Source organism: Ruminococcus hominis (genome assembly GCF_014287355.1).
GTDB lineage: Bacteria > Bacillota > Clostridia > Lachnospirales > Lachnospiraceae > Schaedlerella > Schaedlerella hominis.
The window spans coordinates 2525019-2543626 of the sequence record NZ_JACOPE010000001.1 but is presented as its reverse complement, the minus strand read 5'-3'; the positions used below and the strand labels follow the sequence as shown (position 1 = coordinate 2543626).

General features: G+C 38.7%; 14 protein-coding genes and 1 other annotated feature. Of the genes, 13 read left to right on the top strand and 1 reads right to left on the bottom strand.

The window, feature by feature from the left end:
- Positions 1-37 precede the first annotated feature (37 nt).
- From H8S40_RS11285 to H8S40_RS11265, 5 genes are all read left to right on the top strand, one after another.
- On the top strand, positions 38-1012 hold the full coding sequence (locus H8S40_RS11285) for an ABC transporter permease (RefSeq protein WP_118724200.1): 975 nt from the start codon (positions 38-40) through the stop codon (positions 1010-1012).
- 51 nt (positions 1013-1063) lie between these two features.
- Complete coding sequence (locus tag H8S40_RS11280; RefSeq protein ID WP_117990383.1) at positions 1064-2560, top strand: sugar ABC transporter ATP-binding protein; 1497 nt, start codon at positions 1064-1066, stop codon at positions 2558-2560.
- A 13-nt stretch (positions 2561-2573) separates the two neighbouring features.
- Positions 2574-3578, top strand: a complete 1005-nt coding sequence (locus H8S40_RS11275) for an ABC transporter permease (protein WP_117990382.1) — start codon at positions 2574-2576, stop codon at positions 3576-3578.
- Between the two features lie 151 nt (positions 3579-3729).
- Positions 3730-4857, top strand: coding sequence for a substrate-binding domain-containing protein (locus tag H8S40_RS11270; RefSeq protein WP_186865254.1), 1128 nt, complete (start codon positions 3730-3732; stop codon positions 4855-4857).
- A gap of 181 nt (positions 4858-5038) precedes the next feature.
- The gene (locus H8S40_RS11265; RefSeq protein WP_022075814.1) at positions 5039-5479 is read left to right on the top strand and encodes a hypothetical protein; all 441 of its coding nucleotides are present in this window, start codon (positions 5039-5041) and stop codon (positions 5477-5479) included.
- Positions 5480-5607: 128 nt separating this feature from the next.
- Here the strand turns inward: H8S40_RS11265 and H8S40_RS11260 are convergent, their stop codons facing one another.
- Positions 5608-6453 carry an AraC family transcriptional regulator gene (locus H8S40_RS11260; RefSeq protein ID WP_117990380.1) on the bottom strand — a complete coding sequence of 282 codons (846 nt, stop codon included), beginning with the start codon at positions 6451-6453 and terminating at the stop codon, positions 5608-5610.
- A gap of 248 nt (positions 6454-6701) precedes the next feature.
- Here H8S40_RS11260 and H8S40_RS11255 point away from each other — a divergent pair, with 248 nt between their 5' ends.
- The 8 genes from H8S40_RS11255 (at position 6702) to H8S40_RS11220 (ending at position 18451) form a co-directional block, all read left to right on the top strand.
- Positions 6702-8177, top strand: coding sequence for a rhamnulokinase (locus tag H8S40_RS11255; protein ID WP_118724195.1), 1476 nt, complete (start codon positions 6702-6704; stop codon positions 8175-8177).
- 18 nt (positions 8178-8195) lie between these two features.
- The gene (locus tag H8S40_RS11250) at positions 8196-9992 is read left to right on the top strand and encodes an L-fucose isomerase (RefSeq protein WP_117990378.1); all 1797 of its coding nucleotides are present in this window, start codon (positions 8196-8198) and stop codon (positions 9990-9992) included.
- A gap of 125 nt (positions 9993-10117) precedes the next feature.
- Positions 10118-10564 (top strand): RbsD/FucU family protein, encoded by a 447-nt coding sequence (locus H8S40_RS11245; protein ID WP_117990377.1) that lies wholly within the window; start codon positions 10118-10120, stop codon positions 10562-10564.
- Between the two features lie 209 nt (positions 10565-10773).
- Complete coding sequence (locus tag H8S40_RS11240) at positions 10774-11547, top strand: glucosaminidase domain-containing protein (RefSeq protein ID WP_186865253.1); 774 nt, start codon at positions 10774-10776, stop codon at positions 11545-11547.
- Positions 11548-11653: 106 nt separating this feature from the next.
- Positions 11654-11905 carry a hypothetical protein gene (locus H8S40_RS11235; protein ID WP_186865252.1) on the top strand — a complete coding sequence of 84 codons (252 nt, stop codon included), beginning with the start codon at positions 11654-11656 and terminating at the stop codon, positions 11903-11905.
- A 435-nt stretch (positions 11906-12340) separates the two neighbouring features.
- Positions 12341-12856: an RNA polymerase sigma factor gene (locus H8S40_RS11230; protein ID WP_186865251.1), complete on the top strand. Its 516-nt coding sequence runs from the start codon at positions 12341-12343 to the stop codon at positions 12854-12856.
- Positions 12857-12860: 4 nt separating this feature from the next.
- A complete protein-coding gene (locus tag H8S40_RS11225) occupies positions 12861-14381 on the top strand; it encodes a DUF4367 domain-containing protein (protein ID WP_186865250.1) in 1521 nt (506 codons plus the stop codon).
- A 938-nt stretch (positions 14382-15319) separates the two neighbouring features.
- Positions 15320-15543: a binding site (T-box leader), on the top strand.
- Positions 15544-15802: 259 nt separating this feature from the next.
- The gene (locus H8S40_RS11220; protein ID WP_186865661.1) at positions 15803-18451 is read left to right on the top strand and encodes a valine--tRNA ligase; all 2649 of its coding nucleotides are present in this window, start codon (positions 15803-15805) and stop codon (positions 18449-18451) included.
- Positions 18452-18608 lie beyond the last annotated feature (157 nt).

The following is an 18608-nucleotide window of genomic DNA, read 5'->3' as shown; positions in this document are numbered from 1 at the left end:
GGGAAAAGATAAGATTAAAGAACTAGGAGGAAGAAACGTGGGAAAAATTAAACAAAATCCTTTTGTACAAAAGGTAGGGTTTAACAGAATCGTGTTATGCGGTGTTTTGCTTCTCTTGTACGGATTTTTCTGTGTAATGACACAGGGCAGATTCGCTGGAACAACTCGTATTCTGAGCGCTCTCAACTATGCATACTTTTTAGGGTTCTTATCATTGGGAGTTACATTCGTAATCGCAACAGGCGGAATCGACTTCTCTATCGGACCAGTTATGTTCTGTTGTGCATTGGTTGCAGGTTACAGCCTGACAGCACATGGTGTACCTATGGCAGCAGCAATGATAATCAGCTTACTTGTAGGACTTGTGTTTGGTGTCTTTAACGGATATCTTGTAGCATATTGGTCAGTACCTTCATTCATCACTTCAATGGCAAGTATGAACATTGCAAAAGGTATTGCATCTGTATACACAAAGACACAGTCAGTCAGCTGGCCACAGGCATCACAGGAAGGTGGATGGTACAGAAACCTTATCAAAGTTGGGGATATTCCGGTAGGTTTGATTGTTTTCTTGGCTGTTGCAGTTATTTGTGCAGTGATTTTGAACAAGACAAGAATCGGACGTTACATTCTTTCACTTGGAAGCAACAAAGAAGCTGTTCGACTTTCAGGTGTAAATGTTAAAAAATGGGAGATGGCAGCATATGTTATCTGTGGACTCCTTGTAGGAATCAGCGCACTCTTCTATGTAGCTGCTTATACAACAGTTCAGCCTGGATATGGTGATCAGTACAACAACGAAGCAATTGCTGGTTGTGTAATGGGAGGAACTTCCATGGCAGGAGGTCTTGCTTCTATCAGCGGTACTGTAATCGGTGTGTTTATCATCGCTTTACTTCAGGAAGGAATTCTGGCTCTTGGCTTAAGAAAAGATTATCAGCTTATTATTACAGGTATTATTGTTATCGTTGCAGTATTCAGTGATGTTGTTGCAAGACGTAGAAAGAACTAATAATGATACATGGGAAATTGAGATTGAGAACAGAAAGGCAAGGGTAATAGAATGGGCGAAGTTATTTTAACGATGAAAGATATTGACAAGTCTTTCCCTGGTGTACATGCTTTGGATCATGTAAACCTGGAAGTGAGAAAAGGTGAAGTCCTTGCACTTATGGGAGAGAACGGTGCCGGTAAATCAACATTGATGAAAGTGTTGACAGGTATTTACAAAAAAGATTCCGGTACAATTACATATGAAGGAAAAGAAGTAGAATTTACAAACGCAAGAGAAGCTCAGGATGCAGGTGTTATCATCGTACATCAGGAGTTGAACATGTTAGGTGATCTGACTGTTGCACAGAACATTTTTATCGGACGTGAGTTCAAAAAAGGACTTAGCATTGATGATAAGAAGATGAATGAAGAAGCTAAGAAGCTGTTCGACAGAATGAACATCGATATTGATCCAAAAGAAAAAATGGCGAACCTGACAGTCGGAAAACAGCAGATGTGTGAGATCGCAAAAGCAATCTCTCATGATGCAAAAGTAATCGTCTTTGACGAACCATCTGCTGCATTAACAGAGACAGAGATTCAGGAACTCTTTAAAATCATTCGTGATTTGAGAGAAAAACAGCTTGGTATTGTTTATATCTCACATCGTATGGATGAGATTAAAGTCATTACAGATCGTGTTACAGTTATGCGAGATGGTCAGTATGTTGGAACATTGATCACAAAAGATAGTACAAAAGACGATATCATCAACATGATGGTTGGTCGTGTTATCTATGAAGATCCTAAGACTGAAAGTACAGTACCAAAAGATGCACCGGTTGTTCTGAAGGTAGAACACCTCAATGCAGGTAAGATGGTTCAGGATGTAAGCTTTGAATTACGAAAAGGCGAAATCCTTGGATTCTCAGGACTTATGGGTGCTGGACGTACAGAGACAGCAAGAGCTTTATTTGGAGCTGACCCGATCGACAGTGGTGACATTTACATTAATGGTAAAAAAGTTACAATCAAGAGTCCGGAAGATGCTGTTAGATGTGGTATCGGATATCTTTCAGAAGATAGAAAGAGATACGGAATTGTTGTTCAGAAATCAGTTGCTGAGAATACAACAATGGCAACAATGGAACAGTTCATGAAGGGTATCTTTATCGATAAGAAGAAAGAGAAAGAAGTTGCTAAGAAATATGTAGAATCTCTTGCAACAAAAACACCAACAGTAGATCAGCTGGTAGTAAACCTGTCAGGTGGTAACCAGCAGAAAGTTGTTATCGCTAAATGGCTGACAAGAGATTCAGAGATTCTGATTTTCGATGAGCCTACAAGAGGTATCGACGTTGGAGCTAAAAATGAGATTTACAAACTGATGAATCAGTTGGCAGCAGAAGGAAAAGCCATTATTATGATTTCCTCAGAGATGACAGAAATATTACGTATGAGTGATAGAATCGTCGTAATGTGTGAAGGAAAGAAAACTGGTGAGCTGGATATTTCCGAGGCTACACAGGAAAATATCATGAACATGGCTACACGAGAGATTGATTAGGGAGGAAAAAGTAATGGCAAAAACAACGACGAAAACGGCTGGTACGAAGAAGTCGACAATCGATAGACTTGGAGGACAGAAAGTAATCGTTCTTCTCGTAGTAATTGCATTGTTTATCTTCTTCTGCATAATGAGCCCGAACTTTAGAAAATATACAACAATTGTTAACATCCTTGATTTCTCATATTATATTTCATTGATGGCAATTGGAGTTGCATTTACATTGATGACAGGCGGTGTAGACCTTTCCATTGGTACAGGACTTATTTGTTACTCACTTGTAGGTGGATATTTGATCGTGCATCAGGGACTTCCTACAGGAGTTGGTATTCTGATTAGTATCTTAATGGGTATGGCAGTAGGTGTTGTAAACGGATTCTTAGTTGCAATCATGGAATTACCTGCATTCTTAGCTACACTTTGTACATGTATGATTACTCGAGGACTTGGATCTATCATTTCAGGTGGATTTGGAATTTCATGGCCGGCAGCTGGAGCAGCAGGCGGATGGTTCAGAAAAATCTTTAAGATTCAGGTTGGTGGAACAAATATTCCAATCGGATTCATATGGATTATCTTGTTAGTAGTAGTAATGTCATTTGTATTGAATCATACAAAAATTGGACGTTATACACTTGCAATCGGAAGTAACAAAGAAGCAACAAAATTATCTGGTGTAAACGTAACATTCTACCACATTATGGCTTATGTGATTTGCGGATTCTTCGCAGGATTAGCTTCAATTTCTTACTCAGCTATCTTCGCAACAGTTCAGCCAGGTAGTGGTGCCGGATTTGAGCTTGAAGCGATCGGTGGAGCTATCATCGGTGGCGTATCAATGTCAGGTGGTGCAGGAAGTATCACAGGAACACTTGCAGGTGTATTCGTAATCTGTCTGTTAAAGACAGGACTTCCATTCATCGGATTGACAGCTAACTGGCAGCAGATCATTACAGGATTTGTATTAATCGCAGCTGTATTGGTTGATATCATGAAGAGAAAAGGTGAAAACAAATAATTTCACATAAGAAAAAATAATTAATATTCAATCGTGGCGGAAAAAATCCGCCACCCCTAAAAAAGATAGATAGCAATCAGAGACGAGGGAAATGACTGATTGTTACTATAGAAAAAGAAAAAACATTTTCATGTCAAGGAGGACAAAAATTATGAAAAAGAGAGTTTTAGCAGTATTACTTGGTGGATGTATGGTAGCAGGACTTCTTGCTGGATGTGGCGGAAGCTCATCTTCAAGCTCAAGCGATTCTTCAGCAGACACTAAAAAAGCTGACGGAGATTCAGGAAAAGGATATCACTTCGAAGTAGTTGTAAAGAGCTTCCAGGCTTCATACTGGCAGGCAGCTGTACAGGGAATCGAGCAGGCACAGGAAGAACTGGGTGTAACAACAAACACAACAGGTCCTAACGCAGAGTCTGATATCGCTGACCAGGTAAACATGCTGAACAACGCAATCAACCAGAACCCAGACGGAATCGCACTTGCTGCTTGTGACCAGAACTCAGTTATTGAAGCACTTCAGTCAGCAAAAGACAAAGGTATCCCAGTAGTATGTTTCGACTCAGGTGTACCTGATGCTCCAGAAGGATCTGTATACGCTACAGTAGTTACAGACAATGGTGGTGCTGGTGCTATCGCAGCAGACAAAATTTACGAAGCAGTTAAAGACAAAATCGCAAAAGCTGACGGACAGGTTCGTGTAGGTGAAGTTAACCAGGATGCTACATCTGCTAACATCACAGAGCGTGGAATGGGATTCGTAAACAGATTCATCGAGCTTGCTAAAGAAGATGGAAAAACATGTGCAGTAGTTGGAAATGACTACTATGTTAACCTTGTAAAAGATAACGGAGATGCTAAAAAAGCTGATATCATCATCGAAGTAGCTGTACCTGCACAGACAACAGTTGAGCTGTGTGCTACAGAGGCATCTAACATCATGAACAAAAATGATACAATCGCTATGTTCGGTTCTAACCAGGTTTCAGCTGAAGGTCTTCTTACAGCTAACCAGAACCTGAATGTATTAGGATCAGATGTTGAGAAAAACATCGTTGCAGCTGGATTCGACGCTGGATCTACAATCAAAGCAGCTGTTAAAGACGGAACACTCATCGGTGCTGTTACACAGTCTCCATTCATGCAGGGTAAAATTTCTATCGAAACACTGTATGACATCTGCGAAGGAAAAGAAGTTAAAGACGTTCAGACAGATGGTTACTGGTATGATTCAACAAACATGGATGATGCTGACATCTCTCCAAACTTGTATGACTAATTTCAGAATAACAATCTGAAAAGCATAAAATAAGGAAAACCGGGGATAAAACCTCGGTTTTTCTATTTAATGGAAATATCTTTTCCTTGCTATAAAGATATCATCTCGGTATAATAATAGTAGATTTTGGCAGGAAAAGATCTAAGTCGGAAGAACATGAAAGACATAGGAGGATGATTAGATGCTTCAAGGGATAGAAATAATTTTCGAAGACAGAGATAAAATGATGGCTCATTTGAAAAAGAAAACTTATAAGGAATATACAGAAAACTTTATTCAAAACCATGGCCATTATTTTGAAGAGATGACAACATATGTAGAAGGTGCTAAAGACAAAGAAGCAGCGGCAAAAGAAATCGGAGAATGTCTTGCATCAGCAGTAAAGAAGACATTTGTAAATAAGAAGGGGAAGATCGGAGCGCGTACCCAGTCTGATCTCAATTTCTTTATGATATACTATGTCTTTCCAACAATTCTTAGCAGCGGAAGCGAATATGCTAAGACAATTGCGGATGGTGTATGTGAGGTATGGAAAAGCAGTTTTGCTAATAGTGATATCGGTTATACAGATTATGACTCATTATATGATTCATTCCGCGAAAAAATATTTGGTATTTTTTAATATTAAAACATTTAAAAAGATATGATGAATGGAAATAAAAAGAGATGCATGTGAATTTTGTTTCATAAGCATCTCTTTTTTCTTCTCCTTAAAGGGGAGCGGTAATATTAAAAATAGAAGAAAAAACATTATTTTAAATATTGTTTTGGAGTTGTTCCCTTATATTTCTTGAATGTTTTTATAAAATAACTCAAATCATTAAAACCGGCATTATAAGCCACTTCTGTAATCGTATCATTTGTCGTAAGCAGCTGATAGCAGGCACGCTCAATACGGTAATAGTTCAAATAATCGACAGGTGAACGATGTGTCATCTCCTGAAAAAAACGGCAAAAATATTTCGGAGACATCTGCACAGAATCTGCCATTTCCTGTAAACTGATCGGCTTGTTATAGGAAGATTCGATAAATTCCAAAGCCTGTTTAAGCTGAACAATTCTTCGATGATCACGAGGCGGTTTGTCAGGAGTTGGATTATAATAATTTTCAGAAAAAATAGTTCCGATCAGTTGGTATAAGGAACCAAGTACAATGAGCTGATAACCAGGTTTTTTAGAGGAAATTGAATCAAACATATGCCATACGATCTGGTGGATATCATTGTAAGTTCCGGTGTAAACATAATTAAAAGAGACTTCCCGGTCGGTAATTTTACGCACGAATTTACAACAGTCATCATTTTTATTCATTAAGACATTCATATCAAATACCAGACAATCATATTCACAGCCAAGCGGGGTGCCGGAATGAAGAGAACCGGCCGGGATAAATATAAATGAACCGGCTGAGACACGGAAAGTCCGTTCATCAATTGTTATCTGTAAAACACCTTTTAAAACACGGATTAATTCAAATTCTACATGCCAGTGCAGGGCCATCTCATATTGAGGATGAGAGGGAGAAACATGATGGTATTCCAATGGAAAATCTGCAGTTCCTCGTTGTCTGCTTTCACGATAGTTTATATATTGCATAGTATTTTTTTGCTCCTTTTTATTTGTATAGATTATTATAAATAAGATTGATTGATTTTCAAAACAAATTAATAAATGTGAATATTGTTATATTTTTTACCAGTATAACACAAGTAAATTGTAGAAAACAATGGTAAAATGATTACATGAGATCAAGGGAGTGAAGAGAAGTGCGTATTTACTCCATTATGAACTGCTTCATAACTGTCAATATATGATGGGATGGAAGTGAGAAAGGAGGTTCATCAGTGAGCAACAACAAAAAACAAGTTCTGGCATTTGATTTTGGTGGCGGAAGCGGAAGAGCAATTCTCGGAAGTCTGGAAGACGGAAAGATTCAGATGAAAGAAGTATATCGCTTTTCAAATGATCCGGTTATAATCAACGGAACAATGTATTGGGACACACTGAGACATTTTTTTGAAATTAAACAGGGAATTGTAAAAGCAAAACAGGAGGGTGGCTTCGAAAGTATCGGAATTGATACATGGGGAGTTGACTTCGGACTTTTGGATGAACATGGAGCATTGTTAGAAAGTGCGGTTCACTACAGAGATGATCGTACACTTGGCATGCAGGAAGAAGTGTTCAAAGCAATTCCAAAAGAAAGAGTGTACGAGTTAACTGGATTACAGTTTGAAAATTTCAACACAATTTTCCAATTATATTCATTGGTTAAGAAAAGACCATGGTTATTGGAAAAAGCAGACAAGATGTTATTAACTCCTGATTTATTCAACTATTTCCTTACAGGAGAGAAGAAAGCAGAGTATACAATGGCTGCTACAACACAGCTTTTGGATGCAAAGAAGAAAGAATGGTCAGAAGAGATTCTGGAGGCACTTCAGATTCCAAAACATATTTTACCGGAGATCGTTCCAAGTGGAACTGTAATCGGTACATTACAGCCTGCAATTTGTGAAGAGCTTGGCGTAGACCCGGCAAAAGTAATTGCAATCACAGGACATGACACACAGAGTGCAGTGGTATCTGTACCAACACAGAATGAAGATTTTATTTTCATTAGTTGTGGAACATGGAGCCTGTTCGGAACAGAGTTACAAGGACCGGTTATTGGAGAAAAATCACTGGAGTGTAATGTAAGTAATGAAGGTGGTTATGGTAATACAACAACATTGTTGAAAAATATCATTGGACTTTGGCTTGCACAGGAAAGCCGTAGACAATGGATTCGTGAAGGTCAGGAATATTCGTTCGGCGAATTGGAACAGATGGCAGTAAAAGCAGAGCCATTCCAGAGCTTTATCGATCCGGATTCACCAGAATTCGTTGCTGCAGGTAATATTCCGGAGCGTATCCGTGAATTCTGCCGTAAAACAGGACAGAAAGTGCCGGAGACAATCGGAGAGATTATGTGCTGTATCAACCAGAGCTTAGCATTAAAATATCGTTATGCACTGGAACAGATTGAAGCATGTACAGGTAAACATTATCCTGTAATCAATATGATCGGTGGAGGAATCCAGAGTAAACTTCTTTGTCAGATGACAGCAGGAGCAAACGGTCGTAAAGTTATCGCAGGACCTGTCGAAGCGACAGCACTTGGAAATATTGCTGTACAGTTGATGGCTCTTGGAGAAATCAAAGATGTAAAAGAAGCAAGACAGATCATCGCAGATTCAGAAACTACATATGAGTATCTTCCACAGGATACAGAGAAGTGGGATGCTGCATATGAGAAATTTAAAACATTTATTCATTAATCAAGGAGGAAATGTATCATGGCAAAATCAAGACTTATTGGGGACTATCCTGTAATTGGAATCAGACCTACAATCGACGGAAGAAGAGGAGTTCTTAAAGTTCGTGAGTCATTGGAAGACCAGACAATGAACATGGCAAAATCCGCTGCAAAATTATTTGAGGAGAACATCAGATATTCAAATGGAGAGCCAGTTAAAGTTGTTATCGCTGATACAACAATCGGACGTGTTGCAGAGTCAGCAGCTTGCGCAGACAAATTTAGAAAAGAAGGTGTAGATATTACTCTTACAGTTACACCTTGCTGGTGCTACGGAGCTGAGACAATGGACATGGATCCTAACACAATCAAAGCTGTTTGGGGATTCAACGGAACAGAAAGACCAGGAGCTGTATATCTTGCATCAGTACTTGCTACACATGCACAGAAAGGACTTCCAGCATTTGGTATTTATGGACATGATGTTCAGGAAGCAGATGACACATCTATCCCAGCTGACGTAGAAGAGAAGCTGTTAAGATTCGGACGTGCTGCAGTTGCTTGTGCAACAATGAGAGGAAAATCTTACTTACAGATCGGTTCTGTAACAATGGGTATTGGTGGATCTATCATCAACACAGACTTCTTCGAAGATTATCTTGGAATGCGTGTAGAATCTGTAGACGAGGTAGAAATCATCCGTCGTATGACAGAAGGTATCTATGACGAAGAAGAATACCAGAAAGCACTTGCATGGACAAAAGAAAAATGTATCGAAGGATTCGATAAGAACCCAGAAGAACTTCAGAAAACTCGTGATCAGAAAGATTCTGAGTGGGAATTCGTAGTTAAGATGATGTGCATCATCAAAGACTTAATGAATGGTAACGATAAACTTCCAGCAGGATGCGAAGAAGAGATGGTTGGACACAATGCAATCGTTGCAGGATTTCAGGGACAGAGACAGTGGACAGACTTCTATCCAAACTGTGACTATCCAGAAGCACTCTTGAATACATCATTTGACTGGAATGGAGCAAGAGAGCCATACGTTCTCGGAACAGAGAATGATACATTGAACGCAACAAGTATGTTGTTCATGAAACTGTTAACAAACCGTGCACAGATCTTCGCTGATGTTCGTACATACTGGAGCCCAGAGGCTGTTAAGAAAGCTACAGGATATGATTTGGAAGGTGTTGCTAAAGAAGCAGGCGGATTTATCCACTTGATCAACTCTGGAGCAGCTTGTCTGGATGCTTGTGGTGAAGCAAAAGATGAGAACGGCAACGGAGTTATGAAACCTTGGTATGAAGTAACAGAAGAAGATCAGGATGCAATCATGAAAGCTACTACATGGAACTATGCAGACCTTGGATACTTCCGTGGAGGTGGATTCTCTTCAAGATTTGAAACAAAAGTAGAGATGCCTGCAACAATGATCCGTCTGAACATTGTAAAAGGACTTGGACCAGTTCTTCAGATTGCAGAAGGATGGACAGTAGGACTTCCAGCAGAAGTTTCTGATAAACTTTGGAAGAGAACAGACTACACATGGCCATGTACATGGTTCGCTCCAAGAACAACTGGAGAAGGTGCATTCAAGACAGCTTACGATGTAATGAACAACTGGGGAGCTAACCACGGTGCAATCAGCTACGGACATATCGGAGCAGATTTGATTACAATGGCTTCTATGCTGAGAATTCCAGTTTGCATGCACAACGTACCAGAAGAGAAGATCTTCAGACCAGCAGCTTGGAATGCATTTGGAATGGATAAAGAAGGTGCAGACTACAGAGCATGCGCTAACTTTGGACCACAGTTCAAAAAATAATTAACAAATAACACTGATTGCATGCAATCGAAAAAATAATTAATCCCTTATAAAATATAGGGCGCATGCCGAAATGGTATGCGTCCTTTTTAGAAAAATAAAAAAGTTTCATGGAGGATGAGAAGATGTTAAAAGGAATTCCTAAAATTTTATCACCAGAATTATTAAAAGTATTATGCGAGATGGGACATAGTGATCGTATTGTTATTGCAGACGGAAACTTTCCATGTGAATCAATGGGAAAAGATGCTATCGTAATCCGTTGTGACGGACATGGCGTACCAGAAATTTTGGATGCAATTCTTACAGTTATGCCATTGGATGCATATGTAGAGAAACCAGTTAATTTGATGGAACTTATGCCATGTGATATCGGCAAAATCGACACACCAATCTGGGACGAGTACAAAGCAATCGTGAAGAAACACGATGAAAGAGGCGAAGCAGCAGTTGGCAATATCGAGAGATTTGCATTTTATGATGAAGCTAAAACAGCTTATGCAATCATTGCAACAGGTGAGTCAGCAGTTTATGCAAATGTAATGCTTCAGAAAGGCGTTGTAACTGACTAAACAGTTACGAGTTGTTGAACAAGTAATTAATAATTTTTTCTCCTAAAAATATAGAATCCAAAAAGATTTGAAAGGCAGAGTCAGAGTAGAAAATACTTTGGCTCTGCCTTTTTGCGGTTGCCTTGTCTGTCAAAAAGTAATAACTTATGGTAAACTATCATAGTGTGAAATAGGAAAGTAAGTTCTAAAGAATTGAGATGAGGTTGGATATGCATTTAGAGTGGAATAAATTAAAGACACCCGGATATCTGGAAATCGGACTTGCAGTCATATTGATTATCACAATGGCAGGAATCGGAGGTTGGAAAAGACATCAATCTGTCGTTATTGCAAAAGAAGCAGAGATGATACATAAGGTAGAAGTTGAAAATCAGAATGCTAAGGAAAAACAAGAATCAAAAACGAAAAAATCAGAAGAAAAAAACGAAGATGATTCTGTTCAAGAAACTACCGCAAATGGACAATATCCAATCATGGGAGAAAGTCCGGTCACAGTCGAACAACTTGTTTCTTATTTTAAATCGGCCGGTGTCGCATATCCAACAGAGGAACTGAAAAAAGGCGGTGCGGATTCTATCGAGACATTTGCAACAATGTATTGTGAAGAAGCGGCAGCAGAAGGGGTTCGCCCGGAGGTTGCATTTGTGCAGACGATGAAAGAGACTGGCTGGCTTCAGTTTGGCGGAGATGTTTCTGTAGAACAATTTAATTTTGCAGGGCTTGGAACAACCGGGGGCGGTGTTCCAGGAAATGCTTATCCAGATGTGCGGACAGGAATCCGTGCCCAGATACAACATTTAAAAGCATATGCCTCAACAGAGCCTTTAAATCAAGCATGTGTAGATGAGAGATATGAGTATGTCTTAAAGGGATGTGCACCATATGTAGAATGGCTGGGGCAAAGAGAAAACCCTGCAGGAACCGGATGGGCAACTGCGGAGAAGTATGGATATTCAATTGTGAGTATGATTGGGAAGATGTAATTTAGTTCACTAAATGGCAATACGTTTCTTACAAAAAATTGATATAAGAATTCTTGGGTAAGTAATGTATTGGCTCAGTCCGTGAAGTGAGTGAACTTAAAGGATATTGAGTGACGATATCTGCGATAGTGAATTTTTGGGGATTGAAGATGCAAAATTTGTGGAGGAAGTATCCTCAAATACCAGAAAAGACAAGATGCAGATGCAATTGTACATGACAGGCAGGCTTAAAAGTATCTGCAAGCTCAAAGAAAAGCAAGTTGCAGATACATTGGTCAAGAAAAGAACATCTGTAATAGCGAATATCAAGCCTTGCAGATACAACGATTACCACAAAGATATCTACAACATTGAATAAGCGAGATGTGTAGATACATGAGATACCAGTGCCTGTTCAGTAAAGCTCTGCTTTTTAATTCATTAGATTTGCGATAACGTACTGAGAAAAAATATTTGATATGAATTTCTGCGAATACAAAGGAAGCGATTGGAAATAGTAAAAGGCCAGAATTTTACGTTAGAGCTTAGAAACTTGCTGTTTGAGGGCACAGCCCGAGTTGCTGGTTTCTAAGCTCTGTTTTTAGTAATAATTCTGACCTTTATGTATTTCCCGCTGACGGAGTCTGAACAGAAATTCATATCAAATATTTTTCTAAGGGATGCTTATCCAACTTAGTGAATTAAATAGAAATTCCGCAGAAATAATGAAACGAAATAAGATACTGAAACGTCTAATAAGTGAAAAAAGGAAAATCGATTTTCAATTTACAAATAATTGAAAGGAGGGAGTAGTGTGGAATATCTTGTGAAACGAGCACAAAAGAAGGATGACCAGGCATTTGTGCAATTGATTGAAATGGTAAAGGGAGATTTATATAAAGTAGCAAGAAGTTATCTTGATTCCGAAGCAGATATTGCGGATGCAATACAGGATACCATTATTGTATGCTACGAAAAAATAGATAGTTTAAAAGAAAGAAAATATTTTAAAACCTGGCTGATACGGATTTTGATAAATAAGTGTAATGACATTTTACGAAAAGGAAAGCGAGAATGTTCATATGATGTGATTTCAGAGCAGGGAGACGCGGGGATGAGTACAGCAAGATATGAATTCGAGGAATTAATGAATCAATTGGATGAAAAATATCGGACGGTTTTAATTCTGTATTATGCAGAAGGATTTAAGGTCAGGGAAATTGCACAACTACTTGAGATGGAAGAAAACACAGTAAAAACAAGGTTGTCCAGAGGAAGAAAAGAAGTAAAGAAAATGCATACAATGGAACTGGCGCAAGGAAGGAGATGAGCGTATGTCTAAGGATTTTATGAATAATAAAAACAAAAATAGTGTGAAAAGAGAATATTCAGATCAGGAAATTAAAAAGATTTTATCAGAAGATATAGAAACTCCGGAATACGTAAATCAGCGTATCAAGGATACGTATGAATGTCTTGGGATTCATCATAATAAGAAATCCACAAGTAAATATCATACTTGGAAAATTGCAGTGGCAGCGATTGCAGTAACCGCCGGTCTTAGTGTTGTTGGATTTGCAGCTAATAAGTATATGGCCGTATTGAAATCAGAGAAAGGCGATTCCATTCAATATACATTTCAGGTAGACCGTACAAAAGAAGCACATGCAATTTCCGTAGAGCCAACATATATGCCGGAAGGGTATGAACGTGGAGGTGAAAATACTGCGAATTATGGAAAATGGCATAATGATAAAACAGGTGGCGGAATCAGTATTATTCCGATGAATGCATCAGAGCTGGATTATATCGAACGAATGGGACAGACAGAAGAATTTATGAATTATAAAAGAAGCCAGCAGCAGAAGGTTATGAACCTGGGAGAACAGCAGGTCGATGTATATGTCAGAGAGGATTTTTATATTGATAGTGATGATACAGTTAAAAATATTTATCTGTATGATGAAAATGAAGGGTATGCGATCCAAATATGGAGCAGAAGTGATTTGCCATATGAAGAGATATTGAAGGTTGCCGAAGGTTTAAAAGTGACAGTGCTTGACGAGGTGGTTCCATATGCAACAGAGGAAGAAATCAAAGAAGCGAAGGCAGAGCAGAAAAAATTAGAAAAAGAAAAAGTAGGTCTAAAGAAAATTGCGGCGGAAGATATTTATGAGATTGGTGATGAAATAACAGATCCAATGCTAGAAGATGAAGCATTAAAAAACGAGGTAGAGGATATTCGCTTTGTTGTAAATTCGGTAGAGGTGGCAGATAGCATTTCATTAGCTGAATATCCAAAAGAAAATTTCATCGACTACGAAAATGAAATGGCACCATGGATGAATGAAGATGGAACATTAAAATCACATGACAGAGGTGTCTTGAATGAAAATGGTGAAATTGAAGGAATAGAAAAAGTAAATTCGAAGTATGTAATCGTTCGCATGACAGCAAAAAATTGCGGAGATACACAAAGTGAATGGAACAAAGAAGATGGAGTACCTATCGCACCGGATTTGACAACATTAGCTTCTATGGAAGATGGCACAATAGTAAAAGCGGATGATTCTTATGTATCAGTGAACGAGAATTATTCATTACAATGGATGTCATCAGATGGCAGCAGTTTTCCGGTTTACTTTGATAAAATGTACTATACAGATGGAAATCAGCGTTTAAAACAAGCTCTGTGGCACCCACTTGCAGCAGGAGAAGAACTGGATTATACATTGATTTATGTCATAGATGAAGATCAGGTGGATCAGATGTACTTGTGGTTCTTTAGCGGGACAGGAGGAGTTGATTCGCAGGGGAATACAATTGTAAGTCCATATGTGAGGCTTGCTATTTAGTTCACTGGGTGGCAATACGTTCCTTAAAAAAATTGATATAAGAATTCTTGCTTAGATTCCATGAGCGGGAGACACATAAGAGCGTAAATTTTTGCTAAAAGCAAATGAATTTGAATTCAAACTTGCTGCTACGCAGCTTCAAACATGTTCGTTCAAATTCATTAACGCAAAAATTTACGCTCTAAGTGTCTCCAACGCTCACTCCATATTCGCTCGAATTTCTTATATCAATTTTTTTTAGTAATGTATTGGCTCAAGTTGTGAAGTAAATAGAACTCAAAGGATATCGAGCGACGATATCTGCGATAGTGGATTTTCGGAAATTGAAGATGCAAAATTTTGATGGGGAGCATCCGCACGTTATCGAAAATGTGAGATGTAGATGCAAAATTTGCGAAGGCAGTATCCTCAAATCCCAGAAAAGGCAAGATGCAGATGCAATTGTACATGACAGGCAGGCTGAAAAGTATCTGCAAGTTCAATGAAAAGCAAGTTGCAGATACGGTGGGCCCAAAAAGAGCATCTGCAACAGTGAATATCTAGGCAGTGCAGATACATCAGTTGTCAATAGAGCATCTGCAACAGCGAATATCAAGCTAGTGCAGATACATCAGTTGCCACAAAGACATCTGTACAAGCAAATAACCTCATGATATAGATACATCAGGCACCAGAAAAGTAAATCCATCATCGCCCCACCTATTTCAATCACGATACACCACAAAGCAAGAAAAGACTATGCAATCCAGCGAATTGGAGTCGGGTTTGCCCGACGAAGCTCCCGCAGGAGTGCATAGTCTTTTTCTTGCTTGGGGCTGTCGTGAACTAAATAGCAATTTCATGAATCAAATACACTTTAATATCTTGACAAAACCTCCATTGAAAGCTATAGTATAATGTGCGTTAGAAGATAGTATTCTAATCAATATGAATAAGATATAAAGATAATGAAAAAGAGGAGTACATAATTACTATCGTCAGAGAGAATCATCCAAAGGCTGTGAGATGATTTCGAAAAAGGGTTGTGGAAGGTAGCTTTGGAATTGGATATTTGAAATTAAGTAGGATATCTCGTGGTTGTTTACGTTATAGAACAAAGAGGTATACAGAAGAGTTGTCTGTATATGAACTTAAGGTGGTACCGCGATGATTCGCCCTTTATGTACGGAAGTATATGAAGGGCGTATTTTTATATATTAGGAAAGTCCTTTCCTAATATATAAAAAACGCTCCGCTTAGGATGCGCAGTGATTCTGATAGGAATATGTCAGCTTTGCTGACCAGAATCACGCGTCAAGTCTCACGGACGTTCGACTTGAATATTTTGACAATTCCACTTTATGTGAAAAAATTGTGACTCATAGTGACAAATCAAAAAAAATAAAATAATATGAAAACAAAAGGAGGACATCATGAAAATTGTGAGTAAAGAACTGGCAAAAACTTATGATCCAAAAGCAATTGAGCAAAAGACATATGAAAGATGGTGTGAGAACAAATATTTTCATGCGGAAGTAGACCGCAGTAAGAAACCATTTACAACGGTAATGCCACCACCGAATATTACTGGTAAGCTTCATATGGGACATGCGTTAGACAATACATTACAGGATATTCTGATCCGTTATAAGAGAATGCAGGGATACAATGCATTATGGATTCCGGGAACAGACCATGCTGCCATTTCTACAGAAGTAAAAGTAACAAATCAGTTAAAGGCAGAAGGAATTGATAAGAAAGAACTTGGACGTGAAGGATTCTTGGAGCGTACATGGCAGTGGAAAGAAGAGTATGCGGGAACAATTGAAAATCAGTTGAAGAAACTGGGTATTTCCTGCGACTGGGACAGAGAACGTTTTACAATGGATGAGGGATGTTCTAAAGCTGTAGAGGAAGTGTTTATTAATCTGTATGAAAAAGGATATATTTACAAAGGTTCTCGTATCATTAACTGGTGTCCGAAGTGTAAGACATCGTTGTCTGATGCAGAGGTAGAACATGAAGAGCAGAATGGTAATTTCTGGCATATTAAGTATCCAATCGTAGGAACAGACAGATTCCTTGAGATTGCTACAACACGTCCAGAGACAATGCTTGGAGATAGTGCAATCGCCGTACATCCGGATGACGAGAGATATAAAGATATCGTTGGTAAGAATGTATTGCTTCCATTGGTTAACAAAGAAATTCCAATCGTTGCAGATTATTATGTAGATAAAGAATTTGGAACCGGTGCGGTTAAGATCACACCTGCACATGACCCGAATGACTTTGAAGTTGGAAAACGTCATAACCTTCCAGAGATCAATATCATGAATGATGATGCTACAATCAATGATAAAGGTGGCAAATATGCAGGAATGGACCGCTATGAAGCAAGAAAAGCAATCGTAGCAGATCTGGATGCACAGGGATATCTTGTGAAAGTAGTTCCACATTCTCACAATGTAGGAACACATGACCGTTGCGGAACAACAGTAGAGCCATTGATCAAACAGCAGTGGTTTGTAAAGATGGAAGAGCTTGCAAAACCAGCGATTGAAGCTTTGAAGAGCGGAGAATTAAAGTTTGTTCCAGAACGTTTTGATAAGATTTATCTGCACTGGCTTGAGAATATCAAAGACTGGTGTATTTCACGTCAGATATGGTGGGGACACAGAATCCCTGCATATTATTGTGATGAATGCGGTGAATTTGTAGTTGCAAAAGAAGCACCGGAGAAATGCCCACATTGTGGATGTACACATTTCACACAGGATGAAGATACTCTGGATACATGGTTTAGTTCAGCATTGTGGCCATTCTCTACACTTGGCTGGCCGGAGAAAACAGAAGATTTGGATTACTTCTATCCAACAGATGTACTTGTAACAGGATATGACATCATTTTCTTCTGGGTAATCCGTATGGTATTCTCAGGAATTGAGCATACAGGCAAGTGTCCATTTAATACAGTATTGATCCATGGATTGGTTCGTGATTCACAGGGACGTAAGATGAGTAAATCTCTTGGAAATGGTATCGATCCATTGGAGATTATCGATCAGTATGGTGCAGACGCACTTCGTCTGACACTGGTTACAGGTAATGCACCTGGTAATGATATGCGTTTCTATAATGAACGTGTTGAGGCAAGCCGTAATTTTGCAAATAAAGTATGGAATGCATCTCGATTCATTATGATGAATATGGAGAAAAATGTTGTAGAAGAGCCAGAAGATTTCTTGTTAAAACCGGCAGACAGATGGATTCTTTCAAAAGTAAACAGTCTGACAAAAGAAATGACAGAGAACATGGACAAATTTGAACTTGGAATCGCAGTTCAGAAAGTACATGATTTCGTCTGGGATGAGTTCTGTGACTGGTATGTAGAGATTGCAAAATATCGTATTTATCATGCAGAAGAGGATTCACAGTCAGCACAGTGCGTTTTGTGGGTACTTAAGACAGTTCTTGGACAGGCATTGAAATTACTTCATCCATTTATGCCATTTATCACAGAAGAGATTTATGGCGCACTTGTACCGGAAGAAGAATCTTTGATGATGTCAAAATGGCCTGAGTATAAAACGGAATGGGAATTCCCAAGAGCAACAGAGGTAATGGAGCATGTAAAAGCAATTACACGCGGAATCAGAAATATGCGTGCAGAGATGAATGTTCCAAACAATAAACGTACAAAAGTTTATATTGTTAGCAGTAATAAATCCTTAATGGAAGCCTTAGAAGTATTTAAAAATTCTGTAAAACCACTGATGCTTGCAAGTGACATTATTCTTCACTACGAAAAGAAAGATGTTGCAGATGATGCAGTATCTATTGTAGTTCCGGGAGCAACTGTATATCTTCCAATGGAAGAGCTGGTTGATTTTGAGCAGGAATTAGAGCGTCTGAAAAAAGAAGAAGAGAAGCTCACAAAAGAAATCGCAAGAGCGAAAGGTATGCTTTCAAATGAACGTTTTGTAAGCAAAGCACCAGAAGCAAAAGTACAGGAAGAAAAAGAGAAACTGGAAAAATATACACAGATGCTGGCACAGGTTCAGGAACGTCTGGAAGGATTAAAGCGATAGAATATACAGATTTAAAATGTCTGTAAATGATATATCTGAGATGGGGATGGATTGACAGCATATGTTGATTATCCCCGTTTTGGACATTTTGGAACAATGTCTTATAGACTAAAAAACATGTAAGAGATAACGTAACAGATTAGAACAGAGAGGATAT